General features: G+C 59.9%; 23 protein-coding genes and 2 pseudogenes. 14 read left to right on the top strand and 11 right to left on the bottom strand.

Features of this window, described 5'->3' with window-relative positions; genetic code table 11:
* The first annotated feature begins 165 nt into the window (after positions 1 to 165).
* Entirely contained in the window at positions 166 to 2040 is a 1875-nt protein-coding gene (malQ, locus tag DMO26_RS16000) for a 4-alpha-glucanotransferase (RefSeq protein WP_162894931.1), read from the top strand.
* Between the two features lie 310 nt (positions 2041 to 2350).
* On the opposite strand, the gene DMO26_RS33720 is transcribed toward malQ, so the two are convergent.
* The 3 genes from DMO26_RS33720 to DMO26_RS15990 all read right to left on the bottom strand — a co-directional run bounded on the left by DMO26_RS33720 (position 2351) and on the right by DMO26_RS15990 (position 4368).
* Complete coding sequence (locus tag DMO26_RS33720) at positions 2351 to 2491, bottom strand: hypothetical protein (RefSeq protein WP_162894930.1); 141 nt, start codon at positions 2489 to 2491, stop codon at positions 2351 to 2353.
* Positions 2492 to 2979: 488 nt separating this feature from the next.
* Positions 2980 to 3375 carry an alpha/beta fold hydrolase gene (locus tag DMO26_RS15995; RefSeq protein WP_205421226.1) on the bottom strand — a complete coding sequence of 132 codons (396 nt, stop codon included), beginning with the start codon at positions 3373 to 3375 and terminating at the stop codon, positions 2980 to 2982.
* A 126-nt stretch (positions 3376 to 3501) separates the two neighbouring features.
* A complete protein-coding gene (locus tag DMO26_RS15990; protein ID WP_117193157.1) occupies positions 3502 to 4368 on the bottom strand; it encodes a GntR family transcriptional regulator in 867 nt (288 codons plus the stop codon).
* A gap of 106 nt (positions 4369 to 4474) precedes the next feature.
* Here DMO26_RS15990 and DMO26_RS15985 point away from each other — a divergent pair, with 106 nt between their 5' ends.
* From DMO26_RS15985 to acnA, 8 genes are read left to right on the top strand one after another with little or no spacing between them, the layout of a single operon-like run.
* The gene (locus DMO26_RS15985; RefSeq protein ID WP_117193406.1) at positions 4475 to 5635 is read left to right on the top strand and encodes a C45 family autoproteolytic acyltransferase/hydolase; all 1161 of its coding nucleotides are present in this window, start codon (positions 4475 to 4477) and stop codon (positions 5633 to 5635) included.
* Between the two features lie 36 nt (positions 5636 to 5671).
* On the top strand, positions 5672 to 7240 hold the full coding sequence (locus tag DMO26_RS15980) for an ABC transporter substrate-binding protein (RefSeq protein WP_117193156.1): 1569 nt from the start codon (positions 5672 to 5674) through the stop codon (positions 7238 to 7240).
* A gap of 3 nt (positions 7241 to 7243) precedes the next feature.
* Entirely contained in the window at positions 7244 to 8197 is a 954-nt protein-coding gene (locus tag DMO26_RS15975; protein ID WP_117193155.1) for an ABC transporter permease, read from the top strand.
* On the top strand, positions 8194 to 9009 hold the full coding sequence (locus tag DMO26_RS15970; protein WP_117193154.1) for an ABC transporter permease: 816 nt from the start codon (positions 8194 to 8196) through the stop codon (positions 9007 to 9009). Before DMO26_RS15975 ends, DMO26_RS15970 begins: the two co-directional genes overlap by 4 nt.
* Positions 9009 to 10616, top strand: coding sequence for a dipeptide ABC transporter ATP-binding protein (locus DMO26_RS15965; protein WP_117193153.1), 1608 nt, complete (start codon positions 9009 to 9011; stop codon positions 10614 to 10616). The genes DMO26_RS15970 and DMO26_RS15965 overlap by 1 nt, the downstream gene beginning before the upstream one ends.
* Positions 10617 to 10649: 33 nt before the next feature.
* Positions 10650 to 11279 carry an SGNH/GDSL hydrolase family protein gene (locus DMO26_RS15960; RefSeq protein WP_117193152.1) on the top strand — a complete coding sequence of 210 codons (630 nt, stop codon included), beginning with the start codon at positions 10650 to 10652 and terminating at the stop codon, positions 11277 to 11279.
* 23 nt (positions 11280 to 11302) lie between these two features.
* Positions 11303 to 12622, top strand: a complete 1320-nt coding sequence (locus DMO26_RS15955; RefSeq protein WP_117193151.1) for an aminotransferase class III-fold pyridoxal phosphate-dependent enzyme — start codon at positions 11303 to 11305, stop codon at positions 12620 to 12622.
* 11 nt (positions 12623 to 12633) lie between these two features.
* Positions 12634 to 15246 carry an aconitate hydratase AcnA gene (gene acnA / locus DMO26_RS15950; protein WP_117193150.1) on the top strand — a complete coding sequence of 871 codons (2613 nt, stop codon included), beginning with the start codon at positions 12634 to 12636 and terminating at the stop codon, positions 15244 to 15246.
* 397 nt (positions 15247 to 15643) lie between these two features.
* On the opposite strand, the gene DMO26_RS15945 is transcribed toward acnA, so the two are convergent.
* Positions 15644 to 15865 (bottom strand): tannase/feruloyl esterase family alpha/beta hydrolase, encoded by a 222-nt coding sequence (locus DMO26_RS15945; RefSeq protein ID WP_404947060.1) that lies wholly within the window; start codon positions 15863 to 15865, stop codon positions 15644 to 15646.
* Between the two features lie 167 nt (positions 15866 to 16032).
* Here DMO26_RS15945 and DMO26_RS15940 point away from each other — a divergent pair.
* Positions 16033 to 16440, top strand: a pseudogene (locus tag DMO26_RS15940) (DUF3299 domain-containing protein); the annotation flags it as partial.
* Positions 16441 to 16574: 134 nt separating this feature from the next.
* On the opposite strand, the gene DMO26_RS15935 reads toward DMO26_RS15940, so the two are convergent.
* Together DMO26_RS15935 and DMO26_RS34395 are read right to left on the bottom strand one after the other, a co-directional pair.
* Positions 16575 to 17855, bottom strand: a complete 1281-nt coding sequence (locus DMO26_RS15935) for a sensor histidine kinase (protein ID WP_117193148.1) — start codon at positions 17853 to 17855, stop codon at positions 16575 to 16577.
* A gap of 760 nt (positions 17856 to 18615) precedes the next feature.
* Complete coding sequence (locus DMO26_RS34395; protein ID WP_226951311.1) at positions 18616 to 18963, bottom strand: 3-hydroxyacyl-CoA dehydrogenase NAD-binding domain-containing protein; 348 nt, start codon at positions 18961 to 18963, stop codon at positions 18616 to 18618.
* A gap of 375 nt (positions 18964 to 19338) precedes the next feature.
* On the opposite strand from DMO26_RS34395, the gene DMO26_RS15915 reads away from it, so the two are divergent.
* Positions 19339 to 19665 carry an I78 family peptidase inhibitor gene (locus DMO26_RS15915; protein ID WP_319025401.1) on the top strand — a complete coding sequence of 109 codons (327 nt, stop codon included), beginning with the start codon at positions 19339 to 19341 and terminating at the stop codon, positions 19663 to 19665.
* Between the two features lie 319 nt (positions 19666 to 19984).
* Here DMO26_RS15915 and DMO26_RS15910 read toward each other — a convergent pair whose 3' ends face one another.
* The gene (locus tag DMO26_RS15910) at positions 19985 to 20392 is read right to left on the bottom strand and encodes an SMI1/KNR4 family protein (RefSeq protein WP_117193145.1); all 408 of its coding nucleotides are present in this window, start codon (positions 20390 to 20392) and stop codon (positions 19985 to 19987) included.
* A gap of 631 nt (positions 20393 to 21023) precedes the next feature.
* On the opposite strand from DMO26_RS15910, the gene DMO26_RS15900 reads away from it, so the two are divergent.
* Together DMO26_RS15900 and DMO26_RS15895 are read left to right on the top strand one after the other, a co-directional pair.
* Positions 21024 to 21269: a CopG family ribbon-helix-helix protein gene (locus DMO26_RS15900; RefSeq protein ID WP_117193144.1), complete on the top strand. Its 246-nt coding sequence runs from the start codon at positions 21024 to 21026 to the stop codon at positions 21267 to 21269.
* The gene (locus DMO26_RS15895) at positions 21266 to 21556 is read left to right on the top strand and encodes a type II toxin-antitoxin system RelE/ParE family toxin (RefSeq protein ID WP_117193143.1); all 291 of its coding nucleotides are present in this window, start codon (positions 21266 to 21268) and stop codon (positions 21554 to 21556) included. Before DMO26_RS15900 ends, DMO26_RS15895 begins: the two co-directional genes overlap by 4 nt.
* 122 nt (positions 21557 to 21678) lie before the next feature.
* Here DMO26_RS15895 and DMO26_RS15890 read toward each other — a convergent pair whose 3' ends face one another.
* The 3 genes from DMO26_RS15890 to DMO26_RS15880 all read right to left on the bottom strand — a co-directional run bounded on the left by DMO26_RS15890 (position 21679) and on the right by DMO26_RS15880 (position 23818).
* Positions 21679 to 21990, bottom strand: coding sequence for a type II toxin-antitoxin system RelE/ParE family toxin (locus tag DMO26_RS15890; RefSeq protein WP_117193142.1), 312 nt, complete (start codon positions 21988 to 21990; stop codon positions 21679 to 21681).
* Positions 21987 to 22238, bottom strand: a complete 252-nt coding sequence (locus DMO26_RS15885) for an antitoxin (RefSeq protein ID WP_117193141.1) — start codon at positions 22236 to 22238, stop codon at positions 21987 to 21989. Before DMO26_RS15885 ends, DMO26_RS15890 begins: the two co-directional genes overlap by 4 nt.
* Before the next feature lie 398 nt (positions 22239 to 22636).
* A complete protein-coding gene (locus tag DMO26_RS15880) occupies positions 22637 to 23818 on the bottom strand; it encodes an MFS transporter (RefSeq protein ID WP_226951310.1) in 1182 nt (393 codons plus the stop codon).
* 174 nt (positions 23819 to 23992) lie between these two features.
* Between DMO26_RS15880 and DMO26_RS15875 the strand changes: the two genes are divergently transcribed.
* Positions 23993 to 25009 (top strand): GlxA family transcriptional regulator, encoded by a 1017-nt coding sequence (locus DMO26_RS15875; protein ID WP_117193139.1) that lies wholly within the window; start codon positions 23993 to 23995, stop codon positions 25007 to 25009.
* A gap of 6 nt (positions 25010 to 25015) precedes the next feature.
* Here the strand turns inward: DMO26_RS15875 and DMO26_RS15870 are convergent.
* Positions 25016 to 25204: pseudogene (locus DMO26_RS15870) on the bottom strand (DUF3363 domain-containing protein); the annotation flags it as partial.
* Between the last annotated feature and the right edge of the window lie 3 nt (positions 25205 to 25207).

Here is a 25207-nt window from a genome sequence, read left to right as displayed (position 1 = left end):
CGAAAGTCGCGCTCTAACGCAGGCGCCGGTCCACAGTTTCAACCCGCTTTTCCAATATGTGTTTCCTGAAAACAGGCACCCCACAGCCAGTGTGGGAACTTCCAAGCGATGAAGCTGTTGGCCAGCGCCGGTTTCCTACGACACACCCACTGCATGGGGGATATAATGACCGCCGAAAACGAACTCGTCCATTTTGTGCTCGACCGGCTGACGGAGAAATCTGTCATTCCGGAACAATACGAAGATCTGCAAGGAGCTGTTCAAGAGGTTCCGCTTGCCAGCAGGCTGCGCATGGTGGAGGCATTGGGCTTTCTCAGGCTGCTCAATCCTGCACTTGCTGAAACGTGGCCGGAGCCGAGCCTCCAGGTTCTGCCTGGTGCGCGATGCTACATGCCGGCGTCGCTTCAACCGAAAGGTTGCTGGGGCGTTGCCGCTCAGATTTACGAACTCAGATCTTCGCGCAACTGGGGAATCGGCGATCTCGAAGATGTCAGAACGCTTTGCACCATTGCCGCCGATGCGGGTGCGGATTTCATTGGCCTTAACCCGCTGCACGCCCTGTTTCTGAGCGATCCGGAACGCTGCAGCCCATATTCCCCATCCAACCGCCGGTTCTTGAACCCGCTTTATCTTGCCGTGGATAAGGTCGCCGGGTTTCGGGATGACCTCGTGGACCAGCAGAGGCTAACCGAACTCAGGGCGACGGAGCTTGTCGACTACACTGCGGTGGCCGAGATTAAGCTTCAGGTTCTGAAAACCCTTTGGCGCAAATGGAGAAATGGCGACGCCAGGAAGGCGGCCGTCGACCAGCGGGCGTTTGAAGAGTTCAAGGCAGAGGGCGGCAGCTCACTTTTTGGTCATTGCCTGTTCGAAAGCCTGTCGTGCGAGATGCCTTCTCGCGGCTACGGAAGCGGTTGGTTGAACTGGCCTGAAGAGTTCCGCAGCCGCAGCAGCACGGCGGTGGAAGACTTCATAGCCGGACACAGCGACGACATAGATTTCCACATCTGGCTGCAATGGCTAACATCTATACAATTGGAAGAGGTTTCTGCCCATGCCCGCTCAGCCGGCATGTGCATCGGCCTTTATCTCGATTTTGCCGTAGGCGAAGTTCCGGATGGCTCCTCGACCTGGTCGGAACCGGACATGGTCCTGTCGGGAATGCAGATCGGCGCCCCCCCTGACGCCTTCAGTGCCCGCGGACAGGACTGGGGTCTGGTTCCCCTCTCGCCCGCTTCTTTGCTTGATCGCAGCCTCTCCTATTTCAGAGAGCTCATAGATTGTACGGCGCGGTATGCCGGCGCGCTGAGACTGGACCACGCCATGAGCCTCTGGCAGCTGTTCCTCATCCCGGCCGGAGAGGCGCCGGCTGCGGGGGGTTATCTTCGTTATCCTTTTACCGGGAGCATGAGCGATCTCGCGGAAATCTCGCATCACCGGAAAATGATCGTCGTCGGCGAGGACCTTGGAAATGTCCCCGCAGGCTTTCGTCCGGCGCTGCAGAAGGCCGGCGTGTTCGGGTACAAGGTTATTTATTTCGAAGATTTTTCACCGACGGATTCCGAAATAACCGGGTCTGCTTCGCTCGCATGTCTTTCCACCCATGATCTGCCGCCGTTAATCGGCTGGTGGAGTGGCGATGACATTGCTTTCGCGGAAATGAACGGCTGGTGCGACTCGGCGACCGCGACGAACTTGCATGCCGAACGGGAAGGGCGCAGACGGGGCATGTTTGGGATGTTGGCGGAAGCAGGCCTCATGCAACCAACGGCCAACACCTTGACACAGGATCCAGCCATTGCGGAAGACCTTGTTGTCGGCCTCCACACGCTATTGGCTCGCACGGATAGCCTGCTCGTCGCACTTCGGCTGGCAGATATGGTGGGAGAGCGCAGGTCTACCAATATCCCCGGGACATCGGAGGAATATCCGAACTGGCGCTTGAAGCTCGATGTGCCGTTGGAGGAACTGAAGGAAATGCGGCTGTTCAGGAATATTGCAAAGGCTCAGAGAGAAGAAAGACCACGCAAACCTGGATAGGGCCAGCCCAAGAAGATGACGCTGCGGCCTATATCATATCTCAACTGCAGTGCAGGCATGCACGAGAGATCTTGAGCATCAAGAACCTTGGCATCATGGTGATGCAGGAGCCGCCGGGTTGCGAGAGTCGCGGACCGCCGGTGTCGGATGGTCTCCCTCCGCACTCATCATAGCCTGATCGACGACGGCGACCACGATAGCCAAGATAACGATGAAGCCCGCAACCCCAGCAATAAGCGCCCGTCTGCTCATATCTTTCCTCCGTCTCCGTCGATAAAATCGTCGCCGCCGGTACATGCGGCGGCAGTCATCAGTTGCATCTGCTCGGCCTCTGCGCCGCCAACCAGATCGGCCGCGACTCTTCCTTGAGCTTGAGCGGTGCGCCTTCGAGGTTCATGGCGGCGCCATCGACGGTTTCGACAAACCGGATGCTGCTATTTGCCGTCAGCATAGAAACTGAACTCCTCTCGGTGAGGAGCCGCACGAACATCCGAGGGCGGCCGAAGTTTCCTTCAAAGTTCCAAATTTCTAAATAGCTACCCTTTCTTGCGAAATGGACCCTCGGCCAGCCGATCCAACGCTCGGATTTCTGCGGCCAGCGCCTCGGGTTGATCGAGTGCCGCGAAATAACCGCCCGTGGGCATACGGGTCCAGCGTACAACATTGAGCGCGCGTTCGGTGCAGCCAGTAGTCTCGCAGACCCTTTAGGAACGAAAGGCTGGTGCCGTCCTCCCAACTGTCCGCATCGATCGAACCGGGCCAATGACCATTCACGCAAGCGACGGTGCAGGTCTTCTCTGGCTTCGTCGGGTACCTGGATCGTGAAGGGACGGCTTTCCATCTGAGCCTGCCTAACGGTTGCGGAAGCTGCCAACTGAGAACAGCGTACCAATCTCCCCACATCGTGGCGAGAGTCGCGGCCAGATCAAAGCCTTGAATCTATAACGCGTCTATCCATGCTGTCACCGCAGCGTTCACATCGTCTTTGCGGTCGAGCATGATCCAGTGCCCCGCTCCGGTCCAAGCTTCTACCTTCGACTTGGGGTGCGAGAACCATTGCCGCATGCGGTTGGCCTGGGCCGGGTCCCGGCACAGATGGTAGAACGGGATTGTTAGTCGCTGGCAAAATCCAGCGCTCGCCTCCTCCACGCCAACCTGATCGGGTCCCGTGAAGAGTGGACCAAAGGACTCGCGCAGGACATGTCTGGGCATGCCCTCGACTCGTCGTGCGTGCCAGCGCTTGAAGGCGGGGGCCGTGGCGGAGTCGTAGGCCCCGGCAAACAGTGCGGGAACCACCGTGTCGGGATCGCCGAGGTCAGTGATCCGTTCTCTCAACGGCCGCGGCCTCTTTCATGCCATCTCCTTTGCATTCCACCGGACGCGCCAGGGAAGCGCCGCTGGTCACCTCGTCACAAACGAATTTTTCGTTCAACCAGATTTATGACTTTTATAGTACAAAAATCACTTTGATGTGCGTTGTGCACCCACCAGATGCTTACGCATCAGAGCAGCCGCGACTTCGTTGTCGCCACGCTCTAGCCGGTCGAGGATCTCCAGATGCTCGCGACAGGTCACCGCCACACGTTCAGCGCCGTGCTGCCAGTTGTAGTTCGACAAGCGCCTGAGCTGGTTCTGCCGGTGCATTGCTTCCCTAATATAGCGGTTACCGGAAGCAGCGCTGATACCGAGATGAAATTCGGCGTTCATTTCGAAAAGCATAACGCTGGACGTATCGGTCCAGGGCGCCGTCATGATCGCCTCATGGCGTGACCACATCGACTTGATCCAGTCCACCGAGAGCGAGAACTCCGGCGAAAGGATCGCGGCGCATTCGATCAGTTGCCGGAAATCGTAGCTTTCCTCGCGGGCACGCGCATCACGGACCGGGTCGAAGAACTGCCAGCCATAACCTTGCCGGCGCTCGATAACGCCCAGTCCTTCGAGCTTGATCAATGCTTGGCGCACTGGCGTCCGCTCGCGTCCTGTCAGCCGCATCAACTCAAGTTCCGCGAATTGTTCGGCCAACGCCCCCTCGCGACGCAGCCTCGCGATCGCGATCAGCAGTTCCTCTTCGGCAGGCGGGCCTTCCGATTTTTCGACGCGCGGCGGGATCGAGGCAACCATCATCCCGCGGTTTGGCTCATGTTTCACGACTCCCTCTTCCACCAGCATTTCCAAGGCGATACGCACCGGCGTGCGGGAGACACTGAGCCGATCCGCAAGCTGGTTTTGACGCAGCCGCGCTCCAGGCTGGAGATTATCATCGTGGATGAGGTCAATGATGCGACGCATCAGGTCCTGTTGAAGAGGCGTGCTCGCGTCCGACATTTTCCGCTTGCCTTCCTGTCATTTTTGGTTTTTGTTTTATGAAATACTTTTTTGATGGAGGCAATCCGATTGACCTTCGTCATCATCCAGCATGGAACAAGCCATCATGACCTTGCCCCTCCCCTGCCCGCTCATCGAAGTTTCTGGTACGCCGTTCGAACGCGGTCAACAATATGGCGAGCAGGCATCCGGGCGGATTCTCAGAGGTATCGAACATTACAAGGTGCAGCTGCATTCTTCAGGCCTGAAGGACAGCGATCTTGCCGCGATGATCGATCGCTTTGCCGGCGCGATCGAGAATTACGGCAGCCAGTATATCGAGGAAATGCGCGGCATCGCCAAGGCGGTGAATACCGATCTCGCCGCGATCCTACTTCTCAACGCGCGAACGGAAATCCTCAAGCTGGCGCGCCGGAGGGAAAAGGGTCAGGCGGATTTCATCCAATCGGACGGTTGCACCGGCGTCTTCGTCATGCCGTCTGCTACGCGCGACAAGATCTTCATCCACGCCCAGAACTGGGACTGGAAGGCGGAATGTGCCGAAACTGCGATCGTCCTGAAGATCAAGCGGAATGACGGGCCGGATATCATCACCTTCACCGAGGCGGGTGGTCTGGCGCGCACCGGCTTCAACGCTGCCGGCATTTCCATTAGCGGCAACTATCTCGAAACCGATCGGGATTACCGCGAACTCGGCGTGCCGCTCGCCATCATCCGCCGCAAGGTTCTGGAACAGAACCATCTGGCAATGTCGATGCAGGCGGTCTACGGCACCCGCAAATCGGCCTCGAACAACATGATGATCGGCCATGCGCATGGCGTCGCGATCGATTTCGAATGCGCGCCAGACGAGACCTTCCTCATTCATCCGCAAAATGGCGTGCTGGTACATGCCAACCATTTCCAGAGCCCTGTCGCGCTGTCGAAACTGCTCGACAAAGGTGTGGTCAACATGCCGGATTCGCTCTACCGCGACCTGCGCGTTCGCCAGTTGATCGAGCCGCATATCGGCAAGGTCACCGTGGATACGGTGAAGACCGCGCTGTCCGACACGTTCGAAAGCCCGTGGTCCGTCTGCCGCCCGCCGCGCAAGTCGCTCTCCAACAACCAGTCGGCAACGGTAGCGATGATCGTCATGGTGCCGAGCGAAGGCCGCATGGAGGTCGCATTGCTGCCGGCACTCGGGGCACATTTCTGGAACTACAGCCTCGACATGAAAATCCGGCCCGTCGAAGAGCCTCGCAAGGCACGGACGAACGCCGCCTAAGTCAAAATCAATAAGGGAACGAATACGGGAGTCTCCATGAAATATCGTAGCCTTTTGAAGACTACGGCAGTGATGGCACTGCTGGCCGCGACCGCTGACACGGCGATGGCGCAGGACAAGATGATGCGGGTGCGCATCAATGCCGATATCCGCTCGACCGATCCGGGCGTCAACCGCGATGCAAACAGCGATGCAATCGTACTGCACATGGTCGAGGGCCTCGTCGGCTACAAGGACGATGCCTCGATCGCGCCGCTTCTGGCGAAATCGATCGATGTGACCGCCGATGGCAAGGCCTATACATTCAAGCTGCGCGACGGACTTAAGTTCAGCAATGGCGAGCCACTGACCTCCGCAGATGTGCTGGCTTCCTGGCAACGCTACGTCGATCCTAAGACCGCATGGCGCTGCCTGAAGGACGTCACCGGATCGGGCGTCGCCAGCGTGACCAGCGTGACAGCCCCGGATTCCTCGACCGTCATCTTCACGCTGGAAAAGCCGACCGCCCTCTTCCTCGCAACGCTCGCCCGCACCGATTGCGGCGGAACCGGCATCTACCACAAGAGTTCGATTGACGCACAGGGCAAGTGGGTGAAGCCGGTCGGCACCGGTCCCTTTTTGCTGCAGGAATGGCGCAGTGGACAATACGTCCAGCTTGCCGCCAACCCGAACTACGTCTCGCCCGGCGGTGAACGCACTGGTTATGTCGGCGACAAGACGCCGAAGGTCAGTACCGTGCGCTTCATGGTCATTCCGGACGATGCCGCAGCCAAGGCCGGGCTTTATTCCGGCGATATCGATGTCATCAGCGACCTCAACAATGCCGATGTCGAAGAGCTTTCCGCCAGCAAACAGCTGAAGGTGGATAAGGTCGCCAGCATGGGCCTGACCGGCCTGCTGTTCCAGACGCGCGATCCCCTGCTCAAGGATGTCCGCATCCGCAAGGCGCTGCTGCTGTCGCTCGATATTCCGCAGATCGCCGAGGCGCTCACCAACGGCCAGTCGCCGGCCAACCTCTCCGTCATTCCGGTGCCGAGCCCCTACTCCGGCAAGGTGCAAAAAGATGTGCCGGCGCGCGACCTCGCGGAAGCCAGGAAGCTGCTCGCGGAAGCGGGATACAATGGCCAGCCTATCAAGTGGCTCGCGACAAAATTCTATCCGTCGCTCTTCGATGCCGCTGTTCTCGTGCAGGCCATGGCGCAGGAAGCCGACATCAATATCGAAATCGAAACGCTCGACTGGGCGACGCTGCTCGACCGCTATACGGCCGGCAACTATTCCGCCATGTCGTTCACCTATTCCGCACGCCTCGATCCCTCGCTCTCCTTCGACATGGTGAGCGGTAACAAAGACAAGAGCCCGAACAAGGTCTGGGACAATCCGGAAGGCCTGAAACTGATCGCCGAGAGCACGACTATCAGCAATGACAAGCAGCGCCAGGCGCTGTTCGACAAGCTGGAAGGCATGATCCGTGCCGATGTGCCGCTGATTCCGCTTTACTCCGGCACCCGCATTGGTGCGGTACGCGCCAATGTGGAAGGCTACAAGACCTGGCCGGTCGGTTATCCGCGTATGTGGGGCGTTTCCTTCGCAGCTGGGAAATAATTCATGCACGCCCTTTCGAAATATGTCGCGAAGCGTCTGTTATGGACGCTTCCGACACTCTTGATCGTGGCCGTCATGGTGTTCTTCCTGGTGCGGATGATTCCCGGCGACCCTGCCCAGCTGATCCTAGGCGATAGCGCCAGCCCGGAAGAGCTGGCCAATCTGCGGGCCAATCTAGGCCTCGACCAGTCTGTGCCGCTGCAGTTTCTCTATTGGCTCGGCAATGTTCTTCAGGGCGATCTCGGCCATTCGATTTCCAACGGCGCTTCCGTCCTGCCGCTGATGCTCGACCGTTTCCAGGTCAGCGCCATCATCGTTTTGGTCGCGGTAGCGCTCGCAACGCTGATCGCTGTTCCGGCAGGCCTTATCGCGGCGTGGCGGCAGAACGAGCATGTGGATATCGCGATCGTCGCAGCATCGACGCTGCTGATGTCCATTCCGAGTTTCTGGCTCGGCCTCATGCTGCTTCTGGCCTTCGGGCTGAAGCTCGGATGGCTGCCGGTCGTCGGTTACGTGCCGTTCACCGAGAAGCCGTGGACCGCCATTACCTATGTAATCCTGCCAGTGGTGACGCTGATGCTGATCGAGGTCGGCGTGCTGACCCGCATGATGCGCGCCAGCGCCATCGAAATCCTGCGGCTGGAATATGTCATGCACGCCCGCGCCAAGGGCCTCTCGGAACGCAAGGTCCTGCTCCGTCACGTGCTTCCCAATGCCTTTGCCCCGACATGGACGATGATCGGGCTGGTGCTCGGCGGGCTGCTCGGCGGCATCGCCGTGCTGGAAACCGTCTTCACCTTGCCCGGCCTGGGGCGCCTTCTTGTCGATGCTATCTTCGCTCGCGACTATCCGGTGGTACAGGGATGTCTTCTGTTCACAGCGTTGATCTACGTGATCGTCAATCTGATCGTCGATCTCTGCTATCCGTTGTTCGATCCGCGGGTCACCGCGTCATGATCAGGCAGCCCGCAAACCTCGTCATCGGCTCGCTCCTGCTGATCTTCATCGGCGGCATAGCTTTGCTCGCGTTGTTCTGGACCCCCTACGATCCGGCCGCGATCAAGCTCATCTCCAAGCTGAAGCCACCATCGGCGCAATTCTGGCTCGGCACCGACGAATTTGGCCGTGATGTCGTCTCGCGCCTGATGACCGGCGCGGTGCAAAGCATGACGGTCGCCATCCTGACCGTCGCCTTCGCCGTCACCGCCGGCACGATCACCGGCCTGATCGCGGGTTACACGCGCGGACTGGTGGACCGTATCTTGATGGTCTTCAGCGATGCACTGCTCGCCTTTCCCGGCACGCTTTTGGCGCTCGGGCTGATGGTCATCTCCGGTCCGAACAAATACGGCATCATTCTCGCACTCGGCGTCGCCTATTCGCCCTCCGTGCTGCGCATCGTCCGAGCCAGCGTGCTGTCGGCCCGCGAGCGCGAATATGTCGAGGCGTCGCGCGTCATCGGCAATTCCGAATTCACCACCATGTTCAAGCATATCCTGCCGAACTGCACGGCGCCGATCGTGGTGCTCGCCACCTCGATGTTCGGCTGGGTGGTGCTGGCGGAAAGCAGTCTCAGCTTCCTCGGCCTCGGCGTCCCGCCACCGGCACCGACCTGGGGCAACATGCTGTCGGCCGCGCGCACCTATATCGAAAAAGCCCCATGGCTCGGCCTCGCCCCCGGCATCTGCATCTCGCTGACCTTGCTCGGCATCAACCTTCTGGGCGACGCATTGCGCGACCGCTTCGATCCGAGAATGGAGCAACGGTGATGAATACCGAAACGCCCAACCCGCTGCTCAGCGTCCGCAATCTGCGCATAGAGACCTCCAACGGCCATCCGGTCCTGCATGACGCCTCCTTCGAGGTCGAGGCCGGCAGCATCGTGGCGTTGGTCGGCGAAAGCGGCAGCGGGAAGACGGTCGCGGCGCGCGCCGCCATGAGGCTGCTTCCAAAGGCCATCCGGCCGGTTGCCGGCGAGATTCTGTTCGAAAACCGCGATGTCCTCAAAATGTCGGATGCCGAGGTGCGGCAGGTTCGCGGCGCCAAGATCGGCATGGTCTTTCAGGAACCGATGGTGTCGCTCAATCCGGCGATGACGATCGGTGCCCAGCTTGTCGAAGGCCTGCGGCTGCATGAAAAGCTCGCGGTGGAGGAGGCGCTTGCCCGCGCGACGGAAATGCTGGAACGGGTGAAAATCCCGAACCCGACCGCCTGCCTTTCGGCCTTTCCGCACCAGTTCTCCGGCGGCATGCGCCAGCGCATCATGCTCGCCTCAGTCATGCTGCTTCGCCCGAAGCTGTTAATCGCCGACGAGCCGACGACGGCGCTCGATACGCTGACCCAGCGGGAAGTCCTGGAGGTGATGGTGGATTTGACACGCACCTTCGGCACGGCGGTCCTGTTGATCACCCACAATCTCGGTCTCGTCGCACAATATGCCAAAAAAGTCATCGTTCTGGAGCGCGGCAAGCTGATCGAGACGGGGCCGGTGAAGGAAGTGCTCCACCACCCAAAGGAGCAGTACACTCGCACGCTGATCGACGCATTGCCGAAGCGCGATTTCGGCCGCAAGCCGCTTACCGATGCCGCCCCGCTGATCGAGGCACGCAATGTCGAGGTCACTTTTTCCGGCGCCGGCAACATGTTCAGTATGGCGGAAAAGAAGCTTGCGGTGCGCGGCGTCTCGCTCGGCGTCCGCCCCGGCGAGGTCGTAGCTGTGGTTGGCGGCTCCGGTTCCGGCAAGACGACGCTCGGGCGGGCGATGCTCGGGCTGCTGCCGCTTTCCTCAGGAGACGTATCCTTCCGCGGCCGATCAATGGCACAGGCCGATCGCGCTGCAGTTCGCGAGTATCGCCTGCAGTGCCAGTTCGTCTTCCAAGACCCCTATTCCTCCCTCGATCCACGCCAGAAAATCTCCGATATCGTCGGTGAACCGCTGGCACATGGCCCGAAACTCAGCCGGGCGGAGAAGGTGGAGCGGGTGAGCGCCATGCTTCATGAGGTGGGTCTTGCCGGACTCGGCGACCGTTTCTCCCATGCGCTCTCCGGCGGCCAGAGACAGCGTGTGGCGATTGCCCGCGCGGTGATCCGCAATCCTGCTTTCGTCGTCGCCGATGAGCCGGTCTCGGCGCTCGACATGACAATCCAGAAACAGGTTCTCGATCTCTTTCGCAAACTGCAGGAGAACCACGGCTTTGCCTGCCTGTTCATCTCGCACGATCTCGGCGCCGTTTCCCGCGTCGCCGACCGGATCGTCGTCATGCAGCAGGGCCTGATCGTCGAGGAAGGCAGCACCGGCGAGGTTCTCGACCATCCGCGGCATGACTACACGCAGGCGCTGCTTGCAGCGACACCAACCTTGGGCATAGCGGCGTAACCACCGCAGGCACCAAGGAACGGCGACAGAGATATGAAACAGATCCTAGCATTCGGTGACAGCCTGACCTGGGGTGCAAGTCCGGGCGGCGGCAGACACCCGTTCGAAGACCGCTGGACAAGTGTGGTCGAGGCGGCTTTGAGCGGCGTCCGCGTCATCGCCGAAGGCCTGCCCGGCCGGACGACAGCGTTCGACGATCCGTTGGCGGAGGTCGACCGGAACGGATCGAGGGTTCTGCCCATTCTGCTGGGCAGCCATGATCCGCTCGATCTGGTGATCGTCATGCTCGGCACCAACGAGCTAAAGGGGCATATTTGCGGCAAGGCGGCGGGTTCGGCAGAGGGTATTGAGAAGATTTTGGAAATCGTCGCAGGCTTCTCCTATTGCGAAGCGCACGCCGCACCCGGGGCGATGATCATCAGCCCGCCACACTTCCGCAATCCTGCGCTGCCGAAAGTGCTCACCAACAGGCGGGACATCGAGGAATCTCTGAAGCTCGCCCCTTTCTACAAGGCGATAGCCGACCGCCGGGGATGCCTCTTCTTCGATGCGGCGACCGTCGCGGAAGCCTCACCGATCCACGGCGTACATCTCAATGCGGAAAACACGCGCGCCATCGGCGCCACGATCGCAAAATTCCTGAAAGAGACCGATCGCTTGTGATCGCAATATAAAGGCCCAAGCCCATGCAGCAGATCAATGCCAATTCGCTCGAATCCTACTGGATGCCTTTTACGGTGAACCGGGATTTCAAGAAGAAGCCCCAGATCGTCACCGGCGCATCCGGCATGTATTACGAAATGAGCGACGGGCACAGGCTGCTGGACGGAATTGCCGGCCTCTGGTGCGTCAACGCCGGTCACGGACATCCGAAGATCGTCGAGGCGATCCGGAAACAGGCAGCACAGCTCGATTTCGCTTCATCCTTCGGGCTCGGCCATCCGCTGGCCTTCGAATATGCCAATCGCCTGACCTCCGTCGCGCCGAAAGGTCTCGATCATGTCTTCTTCACCAATTCCGGATCGGAAGCGACCGATACGGCGCTGAAACTGGCGCTCGCCTATCACCATGCGCGCGGTGAAGGGCAGCGGCAACGCATCATAGGCCGCCAGCGCGGTTATCACGGCGTCGGTTTCGGCGGCCTCTCCGCCGCGGGCATGGGGCCGCACAAGAAGCAGTTCGGCATGTTTTTGCCGGGCGTGGCCCATATGCCGCATACGCATGATCTCACCCGCAATGCCTTCGCCCAGGGCCAGCCGGCTCATGGCGCCGAAATCGCCGACGCGCTCGAGCAGATGCTGCAGACCTACGATCCCTCGACGGTAGCGGCCGTGATCGTTGAGCCGATCGCCGGTTCGACGGGCGTGCTGATCCCGCCGGTCGGTTATCTCGAAAAGCTGCGCGACATCTGCACCCGCCACGGCATTCTGCTGATCTTCGATGAAGTGGTGACCGGCTTCGGCCGCCTCGGGCGACCTTTCGCGGCGGATCGTTTTGCCATAACACCCGACCTCATCGCCATCGCCAAGGGCATGACCAACGGCGCGGTGCCGATGGGCGGAGTAATCACCTCCAACGGGATCCACACTGCATTGATGGACGGTGCGGCGCAGGGAGCGGTCGAGTTTTCGCACGGCTACACCTATTCCGGCCATCCGCTGGCCGCCGCGGCGGCGCTGGCAACGCTCGATGTTTATATCAGCGAGGGGATTTTCGACCATGCGGCAGCGGTGGAGCCGGTCTGGCAGGAGTGTGCCCATGCGCTCAAGGGCCTGCCGGGCGTTGTCGATATCCGCAATCTCGGCCTGCTTGCCGGCATCGAACTCGGCGAAGATGTTGCCAGCGGAAAGGCGATCGTCAGGAAGGTCTACGACTTCTGCTTCGCGCGGGGTGTCTTGATCCGCCCGGTGGCGAATACGATCGTTCTCTCCCCTCCACTTGTCATTTCGGAGATGGAAATCGAGATGTTGTTCTCGATGATCGCCGATGGGTTGAAAACGCTGTAACGTGAACCGGCATGCGAACGAAAATCGGGATCAATGGCGTAACTTATGACCTGATCGATTTGCCTGCTGCAGTCGGCGCCGATCTCACGCGCATGCCGTATATCCATAGGATATTGCTGGAGAATGTTCTAAGGACCGCCGGCGACGATGGGCACCGCGCCAAGGCAGCCATGATCGATTGGCTGAAGACAGGCCGGAGCGACGTCGAAATCCCCTTCCTGCCGAACCGGGTCCTGATGCACGACACGACTTGCGGCCCGGCCCTTGTCGACATTGCCGGCATGCGCTCGGCATTGGCGGAGGCCGGAGGCGATCCCGCGCGGCTCAATCCGGTCGTGCCGGTAGACGTTTCCACCGATCACTCCGTCGCGGTCGATGCTTTTGGCACGCCGTCTGCCCCCAAATTCAATATGAGGCGGGAATATGAGCGCAATGCCGAGCGTTACAGCTTCATGAAATGGGCGACGAATACACTGACCGGTTTCCGGGTCTATCCGCCCGGAACCGGCATCATGCATACGCTCAATCTTGAACGGCTCGCGACGATCGCGACACAGCACCGGCAAGGCGACCAGCTTTGGGCTGTACCGGATACGTTGATCGGCACCGACAGCCACACGCCGATGATCAACGGGATCGGAGTGCTGGCCTGGGGTGTGGGCGGGCTTGAAGCGGAGAGCGTGTTTTTCGGCATGCCAGTTACGTTGCGCGTGCCCGACGTGGTCGGCGTCCGCCTGACGGGAGCGCTGAAGGAAGGGGTTCTTGCCACGGACCTCGCACTTGTCGTGACGCATCTGCTGCGCCAGATCGACCTTCAGGACACGTTCGTTGAATTCTACGGACCAGGCGTATCGAGCCTGGCGGCCGGCGACCGCGCCGTCATAGCCAACATGACGCCCGAGTTCGGCGCCAACAGCGGCTATTTTCCGATAGATCACCAGTCGATCGACTATCTCATGAAAACCGGCCGCCGCGAGGATCACGTCCGGTTCACCGAATGTTATGCGAAACAGGTCGGCATCTGGTTCGATCCCGATGTGGACCCTCGTTACACTTCGACGTTCGGCCTAGATCTCAGCGGCGTCGAGCCCAGTCTTGCCGGTCCACGCCGGCCGCAGGACAGGATCGCAGTCGGCGAGACTCGCGCGGCGATTGGCGAGATGAAGTCGTTTCCGGACAATGCCGCAGTCGAGGGCAAACCCAATGACGGCGCCGTGGCGATCGCCGCGATCACCAGCTGTACGAACACCTCCAGCCCGCGACTTCTCGTGGCCGCCGGTCTTCTCGCGCGCAAGGCCCGCGCGTACGGCCTGCGACCGCCGCACTGGGTGAAGACATCTCTTGCTCCCGGTTCACCGACTGCCGAACGTTATCTCACCCGCGCCGGCCTGCTCAGCGATTTGGAAGCCGCCGGCTTCGGCGTCGTCGGATACGGCTGCACGACCTGTATAGGCAATTCCGGACCTTTGACCGAGCCGATTGTGGACGCAATGGCTGACCGCGGAATACTGCCGGTCGCCGTTCTGTCCGGCAACCGGAACTTTCCGGGTCGGGTACATCCGCTGCTGGAGGCCGGCTTCCTCGCCTCGCCGCCGATGGTCGTTGCCTTCGCGCTCGCCGGAACCGTCGAAATCGACATCCTCCGCGACCCGATCGGCATTTCTGCCAACGGCACGCCGGTGACGCTGGCCATGCTCTGGCCCAGCGCATCCGAGATCGAGGCAGCCCTTCTGGCTGCGTCCGATGTTGGCGATTTCGCGTCCGCCTACGAGGCGACGGAAATGAACAGAGTATGGAAAGGCCTTCCCGCGCCAACGACCACTCTGTTCCCCTGGGATGAAAACTCCACCTATGTCCGGCGACCACCCTTTGCGAGCTTCGGCGACGGAACCCAGCTCGGCACCTATGAGGCTCACCCGATCCTGGTTCTCGGCGACGACATCACCACCGACCATATATCGCCTGCCGGTGCGATCTCCACAAAGGGCGCGGCCGGGCGACATCTCGTCGAGCGTGGGGAAAACCCGGCCGACCTCAACGTTTTTTCGTCCCGACGCGGAAACTGGGAAGTCATGATCCGCGGCTTGTTCACCAACAAGACCGTGCACAACCTTCTGGCCTCCGACATCGCGCCGGGCTTCACGGTGCATGTGGGTTCGGGAGAAGTGCTGCCACTCTGGGACGCGGCGCAGCGTTACAAGGCGGAAAGAAAATCCGTCGTGCTTGTGGCGGGAGACCGCTACGGGATGGGCTCGTCCCGCGACTGGGCGGCAAAGGGCGTGGCGCTTCTCGGCGTCCGTGCCGTCCTTGCGTCAAGCTTTGAGCGCATCCACCGCTGGAATCTAATCGGCATGGGCATCCTCCCGCTGCGCTTTCCACCCGACCTGAAGCAACCGATGCTCGAACTCCGTTCGGGCGATTTCCTCACCATTCACGCCAATCCCGACATGGTGTCTCCACGCTGTGATGTACCGGTGACCGTGAAGCGCACCAGCGGCTCATCCATGACTTTCAATGCTTCTGCGGCGATCGAAACAAATGCCGAGGTCGAGATCTTACGCGCCGGTGGCATCTTACCACTCATCCTCAAGCGTTGCCTCGTTGAAGTGCCACAGGTTAAGTGATCCAACGAGCTTTATGTGAGGCTGGGTTCCGGACGATGAACCCGAGTGGGTAAAATACAATGCCTTGCCGAAAGACTGCCGGCGTCCACTGATCCGATCGATTGCCTGGTATCGACAGTTCCTGTCCCAGATGTATCCGGTCGGCGGTGGTGCGGAGCGGTAATCAGAGAGACCGCGCGTCCGATGTTGAGAAGGCCAGAATAGCCGGCAAACCTGCAGGCTGCGAAAAGCCTGGTCGCAGGTGTTGGTGCTCCGTTTGAGCACATAGGCGCGGGAAAAGCGGGTTCATGTACCGCGAACGGGTTGATCACATAGGCCCAGCCCTGGATCTTCCCGACATACCATGCCCATCGACCGGAACTGCCGCAGCAGCCGAGTCGACGGGTCGATGGGAACTTCAGCTTTTCACACAGTTGAAACTGGCAGCGAGGTTGGGGTTGCCTTCGCCCTTGTAGCGCGGCCACTCGGGATGCTGGCACAGGGGTCGGCTCACGCTGCCATCGGTATTTTCATTGATCAGGTTGCCCGGCGCCTTGCCGTCCTTGACCCAGGCTTCAAGCTCGCTGAGCAGGTCTGCGGTCTTGGGCATCCCCTTTGGCCGGACCCCGCCATGATTTATCTACGGGAAGATGTAGAACCGTGCGGATTCGGTTCCCAACTTTGTCCCGACTGTCTCGTTCATTCGCTTCCAGTAGGCGACAACCTACTCCGGCGGCACTCCGGACGCACCTCCGGCATAGAGGATCATCTTGGCTCCGCCTGAAAACAGCGGCCTCAGGTCCGGATTTGTCGCGCATGGCGATGAGCCATGCGCAAGGCGAAACCCTCGTCTGGAAAGACGAGGCGTGGACGATCGAACTCACCGGTTTCGTTTTGCCGATCGATCTGGATGGCGATCTTTTTACGAGTTCATGCTGGTACCATGGGCGCGTGCAGCCACAGCGCACCACCACCGCCCAATCAGTTGGTTCACGTGGTTTCAGACGAACCGTTCCGGATGTCGTGGTTCTATGAAGTTATTACGGTGACCGGATCTCTGCGACCCGGCCTTGATAAGGCACAACTCTTCATCATGGATGGCACACGCATCCTCGATTATGGCTGCAGCATGAGCCATGGCAGAGTGGCAAAAGCAACTGGCTTTGCCGATCCTGATCTCGCTCGGCTTCGCCGGTCGGCGTCGTGGCGAGATGACGATATCGGACCAGCTTTCCTGAGGCCAGTCACTTGAACCGCTCCAAAGAAAGTTGCCGGCGTGACGCCGTTGCGTACTGCGAACCGGTGCCGGTCGGTTCAAATTTCAGCGAAGAATTCCTGTTGCTGACCGGCTATGCGCCGGCTTTTTCGGCATCGGTTGCGGCTTTCTCATCATGCCTGTTCGATTGGTGACTACGCTCTATCGGCAATGTGATTGTGAAAGTCGAACCCAGGCCTTTTACGCTTACTACCTCGATAGAGCCTCGATGCAATTCGATAATATGCTTGACGAGATTGAGGCCAATTCCTGTTCCCGCGATACCGCTTGATGTTCTTGCCCTAAAGTAACGTTGAAACATTCGCGGAAGATCCTCGGCGTCAATGCCAATCCCGTTATCGCGAACAGCGACCTTGATGTTGTCGGCCTCGCGCCAGCCACGGACCTGGATATCGGGAGACGAAGGAGCATATTTGACCGCATTCGACAAAAGATTGGTCAACACTTGCTCAAGTGCGCCGATATCTCCTTCAATCACATCCGGTAGACCGGCGAGGTCCAGCTCGATATTGTAAGCGGTTGCTATTGATTGCTGGCGGTCACAGCAAGTCTCGATCAACTCGCGTATTGCTAGAGGTCTATGGCTCATCTCTAGCGCGCCCTGATCGAGGCGACCGACCGCAAGTATGCTTTCCATCAGTTCCACGATCCGCGCAACCGCCATTCTTATTCGCTCCGCCTTTTCAGCCACGAACTCATGAGCCACTTCAGAGCGGCGGCGAAGAAGCCGTTGGGCGGCTGCGTCAATGATGGTCAGGGGGGTGCGGAACTCGTGCGATGCCATGGCTACAAATTGCCTTTGCAGCTCGTTGATATGCCTCTCCTGAGCCAGCATCCGTTCCAATTCCTGAGATTGCCGCTCGATCTCGGCCGTCCGTGCTTGTACCGCAGCCTCGAGGGTATCTCTTTGTTTGCGCAACTCAATGGAGACGGCAACCGCGGCGGTGACATCCTCGTGGGTTGCCACATATCCGCCGCCCTTCATCGGATTGTGGGTGATTTTGATAACTCGTCCGTCGACCAGATCAATATTCCGGCTGGCGAAGCTGCCAATTTCGTTGGCCTCCGCCACGACATAAAAATATGTCGACCGGTCGCGTGGTCCGTTTCCCAAGGAATAACGGTGCTCCAAGATAGAATCCAGCGGCGTTCCCGGCTGTGTCAGTGCGGCTGGCAACCCATACATCTGCGCATAGGCGACGTTGCAAATTATCAGCTGCTTTTCGGCATCGAACATGCACAATCCATGTGGCATGTTATTGATGGCGGCATCCAGGCGAGCAGACTGATCAGCCAACTCACCTTCAAGACGTGCAAGTGGCGAAAGATGCTCATTGGTCATGATGGGTGCCATCGCGTTCCGCGGTCTTTATCAGGCTGGCGACCGGGCCGAGCCTGTTGGAAATAATCGAGATTCCTTCAGGCTCTTCTGCAGTGTCTGCGCCTGGTCTAGAAGTGGCGGTCGCGACACGCGCAAGGATGATCTTCTGCTGGATGGACGTCATGATCCGGACTCTAGGTTTCACCTCCAAGCGAGAATATGCGCGTGTCCTTAATTATCCTTCAAAGTTCGGATTTGGGCGTCGTCGAGCTCGCAGCCAGGGCGTAAGCAGCGCCTTTCGCTCCGTCGAACTTACGGTCGAGCAGCATGACCACGCCCAGCAGGCTTGAGCTTCACCTCTCCCACTCGATCCCTCTATCACGGTCCCGCTTTATCTCATTTTGGCGCGGCGGCTCCGGACGCGACAGCTCAGCCTGTCGCGCTCGTTCAGCAATGCCGGCGCCATTCAACGCCATCCGTCTCCATCTGGAACGGCCGAAAACCCGGGAAGAACAGCTCGGGTCGGGTTGCGTTACGATCGTTCATCTCGTCACCTGTTTCTCTGAAAGCCAGCGTGATCGATATCGCAGCTGTCCATCGAGTTGGACGAGCAGGATGGGAGTCGGCTAAGCCGGCTCCCAATGCTACTTGCTACCCTCGACAGAAGCCGCGAACTTGGCCAAATCCTTGTTGAACCGCCACGCTTCCTCAAGAAATGGCGCATGACCCGCGTTTTCGTAGGTCTCCAACTTGATCTGGCCGTTTAACCCCCTTTGCACGGGCAATGCTCGGCTCAGGCCGCACCAGATTGTCTTTGCCGCCATAGATCAGCAGAACCGGCACCTTTGCCTTGCGCAAGCCCTCCTCTGCGTGGACTGTCATTGAGGGGACGGTGCGGGTCATCAGCCGCGATGCCGTAGCTGCGTTGCGCGGCCACGTTATAGCCATGGGCCATGAAGAGCGCGGTCCAGCTTGCGCCGATCGTGCCGCAACCGATGACGGCAACCCGCTTGATGGCCCTCCTTCCATGTCGCTTCTCCGCGTGGCCGTCATGCCTGGCATCGACGAAACCGCACGAGCAAGGAGGTGACGCAAGCGAGGGTGCTGCTCTTACCGCACACCGATCGGAAAACCACTGCATCCCAGCCTGCCTTAGCCTTTTAATATTTCGCGTTGCCACGCTTCTGGGGTACCTCTACGTTCATCTTAAATACTCGTTCCTGCCTATGTCCAACGTTGTCTCGGTATCGCGGTCGCGGAAGCACCATTTCTCCAAGCCGTTAACTCCAGGCCGAGCTCGAATAGCGTCGCCGCCGCGATAACGGCAAAACCCCACCGCCTCCCACGTATCCCGAGACTGAAGAGAGCAAACGCGAAGTTGCCCACCCCCTGCGCCATGGGCGGATCCGCGGCGGCTAAGTCTGAGCCTTCGATACTCATCATGAAAGCAACGTCGCGAGCCAACCAGGCGCAGCACGTGAATCTGTTATTGTGCTAGCCTCCGGGCATCCGGTAAATGAGAAGGCCGTTCAAAAGAGACTTCGTAATGCTTCGCCCGAAAAAGCTCCACCCCATTCTCATCGCAGGACTAGTGTCCGCTCTCGCCGCCTGCGCCCACTCGACCCCGACCACCGACACAACGGGACCCTGTAACGATCGCGCCGCCCGGAACTTGATTGGTCGGCCGAGGCCGCCCGACGCGGAGGCCATGCAGCTGACGAATGCCAAAATCGTTCGCCAGATCGAGCCCGGACAAATGGTAACCCACGACTACAGGGAGGATCGGGTGACGGTCGAGACCGATCCTCAGTCGGCGCGCGTGGTTGGAGCCAGGTGCGGTTGAGCATCCTCTTGCCGATTCGAAAGACGCGAGGTTGCACCTGCCAAGGCGCTCAAGGATGCACTGAATGAGTGATCCCTGACATCGAGAGCCCCGCCCTGGGGGGTGGGGCTTTCCGGATCAGTCCCGGTTGGACTGTGAAGCGCCGTGGACCGGCAATGCGACGCCACTATGAATCTCGCCGCCGGAATTGCACACCCAGAGCACAATAGCGGCGATCTCCTGGGCGCGTCCGAACGGGCAGATCGGCAAGAACGATCGCTCGGTATCACCGGAACCGGACGACGCGGGCGGCGCGACGCTGATGCGGATATTCCTCGAGTTAAGCTCCGCGGCCTTCCTCGATTGCCGCAATAAACGCGTCGAACGTGTCGCCAAGCACCTGGACCTCGTTCTGCCAGGTTCCGGCAAAGACGAACGGAATCGACACATAGTCCTTGCCGATTACTGCGTATGCGGTTGGCCCCCCATTGGAGCCGATCAGGAAACGGTCTGACCGGAATTGAAAAATCTCGTAACCATCGGCCCGGGAAAGTTCGTCGACACTCCACAGGATCAGATATCCGTGCCCAAGTTCATCGTTGAAGCCGTTTGAGACCCGCAAGAATGCTTTGTATTCTTCCGGCAGAGAAATCTTCAGCGCAGCCTCGCACGCCTCGATTTCCGAAGAGGTGACGCCCGGCAGCTGAAATCCATGCTGCAACTTTTCGAGTGCTCGCAACGGCGTCATTGCGCGAGACCGGCAATTGCGGTCAGGCCCGACGCCGCGGCGACGAGAACCACCAATTGAGTGAGCGCAAGCATTCGCCAGTTCCCCCGAGTTCCGTTCCAGTCATAGTTCAAGCGCTTTCCTCCCTACTCGTGGCAGCGCGATCGCAGAACGACCGCTGATAATTGTACGCCATACACATGATATGCGTTTCAAAGGAGACAAATGGTGGAGCTTGCCTGCTGCAGATCCGCCTGGCAGGAGCTAAATCATTCCCATCGCCGTCGTAATCCCGCTCCACAGATTTGCAGTTGAGCCTACTCGAACCGTCGGACCCATCAGGGTGAATGCCATCCGGCCAGGGTTTATCGACACCAACCTGTGGAGCTTCTTGTCCCCAACAAATGCGATTGACGTCGGTGAGAACGTGCGCGCCAATTTCCCGGAATCCGAGCGCTTCCAGCCGCTTCTGCATGGTGCTCAACTGGCCCTGAAACCGGCTGCGGCAAGGGATGTGAACGCCACTCCGCAGTCATCGTAGGGGATGATAATTGATTGCAGCCTCGACAACCGCAAAAAGCGAGGCCCAGCTGAACCTTGACGAACCAATGTGGTTCAAAGATAATCAATGTGAATAGGAGAAGATCTACTCATGACCGCATTCACGATCCGAGTCCCAGACGAGGTGGCCGACCGGTTAAACAAGATTGCTCAGAAGCTCGACCGTTCCCGCTCTTATATGGCAGCACAGGCCATCGAAGATTTTGTTTCACGCGAAGAATGGCAGCTTGCCGAAATTGAAGCCGGAATTGCTGAGGCAGACCGCGGCGAGTTCGCCAGTAACGACGACGTGGCTCGTGTGGTCGCGAAATACGTCAAAGTTTCATCTCGGTCATGAACCACAAGCGCATCCGCTGGACCGTGCGGGCCTTGCGACGGCTCGATGAAATTGGTGCCCACATTGAACACGAGGACCCTGATGCTGCGGCACGGGTTGTTGCCCGGCTCGTGGCGTCCGTCGATATGTTGGTAGAGTTTCCAGGCGCTGGACGCCTCGGCCGCATTGCCGGCACGCGCGAGATCGTGCTGTCCGACATTCCTTACATCATTCCTTATCGGGTTCGCCAGGACATTGAGATCATCACCGTGATGCACGCCTCTCAGAAATGGCCGAAGAGGCTATAAGACTAGCAGGGGCAAAGTAGCTATGCTCTTGAAGGGATCAGAACTGGCGCCCCCCTTTTTGACCACGCGATAACAACGATTTATCGGTCTTGCGCTCAGGTAATCTCGCCTCCGTCCAAACATCATTCGTTCAGACGATCAACCAAACGCTTCATGAGATCCATTCGTTCATGAAGAATTGCCACGATGAGGGCGGGCGCATCCTCTCGAGGCAGACAAAAGACGTAGTGGTGTTTGCATCGCGCCATTCGTAACGCCGGATAAAGCGCGCTCATATCCTTGAAAGGACCTTTGCCCTCGGCAAGGATTGCGATACCTCGCTCCAAACCCGAGACGTAGCGGCGTACCTGGGCAGCACCCCATTGCGCACGTGTGTAGCGGATTACCGAACGTAGATCCGATTCCGCCTCCGCGGTAAGAATGTAGGCCGTCAAGCACGACCCTCGGCAATCTCCTCGTCGAGGATCTCACCTACGGTTTTGGTCGACAGTCTTCCGGCGAGCCCCTCATTGACGCGCGTGTTCATCAACGTCTTCAACTCCTCCCAGGCTCGTTCTCCATCTGTGTCACCGGGAAAGAGGCGCTCAAGTGCATACTGCTTGATTGTCTTGCCCTGTAAAGCGGCTAGCGCCTTTAGGCTTTGATGTTGTTGGTCCGTTATGTCGATCGTCAATCGGCTCATCTAACGCGCTCCTGAACTGAGAAAACCCACATTAACACATATGTGGGTAGGTGGCCACCGCCGATACCTCTGATCCGATGTCGCTTGGAGGGATCTGCTATTTCGAAGAAGACGCCGATCCGCCCTATCTACCTCTGCTCGAGCACAACCCCAGACCGGTTGCTAGTGCGTGCAGTTGAAGGGAGCCGAACCGCCGACCCCGCGATTGTTTCCAGTTGAAGGTATACGAACCGACTACCTTGTTGTCCGCACCGATTTTTTAGTATGGCCAGTGACTTGGCGGACCCTATTGAAACAGATGCCGACCCTTCAATAGGGGAATACGCGACCCTAGCCGGGTCGGTGTTTCCCCACTGAGGATCAACCATAGGAGCTGAACGCCGCCGCATCGTCCATACCTATCCCTGCGGTCGTCCATCGCGTCGGCTAGTCATCCTGTAAAAGACGAACAGAACCAGGCCGCTGGCTTCCAAGCCGGCGGCGGCGAGGCCGATTATTTGGACGGGACGGCTTGCGATGATCGCGGAGCCGAGCGCACTGCCCACGCCAAAGCCGGCATACATGACCGACGTGTTGAGCGAGAGCGTAACGGGCGCAGCGGGCGGGCCTCCAGCACTGATGAGATGGGCCATCTGCGCGGGGTAGAAGCCCCAGACGGTGATGCCCCACAGGACGATCGCCGCCATCACCGGAATCAACGCCTGATCCGGCGATAGAAAGGCTGCGCTTGCCGCCAACGCGAGGAACGCCAGTGTCAGAAGCCCGAGGGCTGGTCCGATCACGTAGGGGGAGCCGAAACGGTCGTTGACCGAGCCGCCGAGCGTCATACCCACCACGGCCGACACGCCCCAGACGAATACGGCGACGGACACTCCGTCATCGCCGAAGCCGACAGCCGCGTGGAGATAGGGTGCGATGAAGGGGTATGCCGTGAAGGCACCCGTCGCCCAGAAGAACGTCAGCGACAGTGCCTTGATGGCGGCAGGCTGGCCAGCGACTTTAAGACGCTCGGACACGCCGGCGACGCGAATGCCGTCTCCCGCGCCCTTGGCCACGCCGGCAAACAGGCCGATGGCCGCGATGGCGGCGAGTAATCCGACGCAGAGAAAGGTCGCCCGCCAGCCCAGGGCATGACCGATCACCGAACCGAGCGGCAGGCCGAGGGCGATGGCGATGGTCGCGCCGCCGGTCACGATGGCGAGCGCTCGCCCACGCCGTTCAGGCGCGACAAGCGTGCCGACAAGCGCGCTGGCATTGGGCAAATAGAGACCTGCCGACAGCGCAAGCAGGACACGCGCGGCCATGATCCCGGCAAACCCGGTAGAGCGCCAGGCCACGATATTGGCCGCCGCGAAGACGGCCATCGCCCCGATCAGAAGCGCCCGCCGGTTCAGCACGCCGGTCGCCACTGTCAGGATCGGGGAACTGATCGCCAGCGTCAGCGTGAAAACGGTGACGAGCAGTGCAGCGCATGAAACCGGCAAGGCGAGATCGTCGGCGATCTGCGGCAGGAGCGGAGCGATCATGAATCCTTCGGTGCCGATGGCGAAGGCTCCGAGCGACATGCAGTAGATGGGCAAAAGGCCCTTCCGTTCAGGCCGGGCTTTGCTTGGTGAAACTGGAATGGCTTGGCTCTGCGGCTCGGTCTCCATCGAATGTCCTCTTGCGATTTGTCGGATGGAGAAGCCTAACCTTGAAGAGGTACGTCTCAAATGTCATAGTCACGTCGTTTCAAGACATTCGAGACACGCCCCATGCTGACGATCGGATTCATGCTTCATCCCGGATTCTCCCCAATGGGGCTTGCCATGGCGGCGGCATTCGACGTGGCCAACCAGCAGCAGTCGGGTCGCCAACGCTCCAACCCAGTCTATAACCTCGTCATGCTCTCGGACGCCGGCGGCCTTGTCCGGGGGGCAATGGGCATCGCCGTCGAGACCGAGGCGTTGTCCGCCCGGCATCTCGACCTCATCATCATCGGCGGCGGTGTCGAAGCGGCGACCCCGGCGACGATAGCGTTCCTTCGGAATGCCGTCGGTCGCGTCGGCCGGATCGCCGGCACCTGTACGGCGGCCTTCGTGCTCGCGGAAGCAGGATTGCTCGACGGACGACGCGCGACGACGCATTGGGCGCGGGCGCGCGAACTCCAGCTCCGCTATCCCTTGGCGAGGATCGAGGAGGATCGCATTTTCGTGGAGGACGGCCCGATCTGGACATCGGCCGGCATGACCGCCGGGCTCGATCTGGCGCTCGCCTTCATTGAACGCGACTTGGGGACGGAGGCGGCACGATCCGTCTCGCGGGCGCTGGTCATGTATCACCGCCGCACCGGCGGGCAGTCACAGTTCTCCGCCCTTCTCGAACTCGAACCGAAATCCGACCGTATCCAAAAAGTCCTCACCTATGCGCGCCGCAATCTCGCCAACCGACTGGATGTGGAGGAACTCGCGGCCGTCGCCGGCATCGGCCCGCGGCAGTTCACTCGCGTTTTCATCCGCGAGACGGGTCAATCGCCGGCCAAGGCGATCGGGAACCTGCGCCTGGAGGCGGCACGCAGCTTGATGGAGGACACAGACCAGACGATCGACGCTGTGGCGCAACAGACAGGATTCGCGGACCGTGACCGGATGCGCCGCGCGTTCCTGCGCGCCTTCGGACAGCCGCCGCAGACAATCAGGCGAGCAACCCGCGCATCTTACCCAGAGGGGATGGAGGCAGCCGTTTTCGATCTCGACGGGGTGCCGGTCGAGCACAAGCTTAGCTGTCGATGAGTGTGATCAGAGTCCCAGTCCCCGCTGCCCCAACTGCCACGACACCGAACCATTTTGCACGACGCCAGTGACCTCACGGCCAAGTTGGCGGTCGATGACCGGCCGCCACGGAACAAGGGTGAACTCGCAACTACGCTCGACCATCGCGAACTTCCCGCTCGATAGCTGCACGGTCCCGGTGAACTTGCCTTTGACATC

The organism is Rhizobium terrae (assembly GCF_003425685.1).
Classification (GTDB): domain Bacteria; phylum Pseudomonadota; class Alphaproteobacteria; order Rhizobiales; family Rhizobiaceae; genus Neorhizobium; species Neorhizobium terrae.
Note: the sequence above shows the minus strand (reverse complement) of the source record. Positions and strands in the feature narration are given on the sequence as shown.